Below are 946 nucleotides of genomic sequence, written 5' to 3' on the forward strand. Positions count from 1 at the left end.
GACCAGACGGTGCGTCCACTGGTTTTGTCGGAGTTTGTGGGTCAGCGCGCGGCGCGTGCGAACCTTCAGGTGTTCATCGAGGCGGCGCGGAAGACGGGCCAGGCGCTCGACCACGTTCTGTTTGTGGGACCGCCGGGTCTGGGCAAGACCACGCTCGCCCAGATCGTGGCGCGCGAGCTTGGCGTCAACTTCCGCTCGACGTCGGGGCCGGTCATCGCCAAGGCCGGGGACCTGGCCGCGCAGCTGACGAACCTGGACGAGCGCGACGTGCTGTTCATTGACGAGATCCACCGCCTCAACCCGGCGGTGGAGGAGATCCTCTACCCGGCCATGGAGGATTACCAGCTCGACCTGATCATCGGCGAGGGCCCGGCCGCGCGCTCGGTCAAGATCGAGCTGCCGAAGTTCACGCTGGTCGGCGCCACCACCCGGGCGGGGCTGCTGACGACGCCCCTGCGCGACCGCTTCGGCATCCCGGTGCGGCTGGAATTCTACGACATCGACGAGCTTGAGCGGATCGTGGCGCGCGGGGCGCGGGTGCTCGGGCTCGGCCTGGCGCCGGAGGGCGCCAACGAGATCGCCCGGCGCGCGCGCGGCACGCCGCGGATTGCCGGGCGCCTGCTGCGGCGGGTGCGCGACTTCGCGATCGTGGAGGAGGCGGCCGAGGTGACCCGGGCGATCGCCGACCGGGCCCTGCGGATGCTCGACGTCGACCCGATCGGGCTCGACGTGATGGACCGCAAGTATCTCGGCCTGATCGCGGCCTCGTTCCAGGGCGGGCCGGTCGGCATCGAGACGATCGCGGCCGCGCTCTCCGAGCCGCGCGACGCGATCGAGGACATCATCGAGCCCTACCTGATCCAGAAGGGCTTCGTGCAGCGCACCCCGCGCGGACGCATCCTCACGCCCCACGCCTTCCGACATCTCGGCCTCACAACGCCAAAAC

1 protein-coding gene is annotated in these 946 nt (G+C 70.3%); it reads left to right on the forward strand.

Translation table 11 applies throughout. The features are described 5' to 3' along the window. A partial coding sequence (gene ruvB / locus WDW90_RS37520) for a Holliday junction branch migration DNA helicase RuvB (RefSeq protein ID WP_336492791.1) occupies positions 1-946 on the forward strand: 946 nt, incomplete at both ends.

The organism is Methylobacterium nigriterrae (assembly GCF_037106235.1).
In the GTDB taxonomy this organism is placed as follows: domain Bacteria; phylum Pseudomonadota; class Alphaproteobacteria; order Rhizobiales; family Beijerinckiaceae; genus Methylobacterium; species Methylobacterium nigriterrae.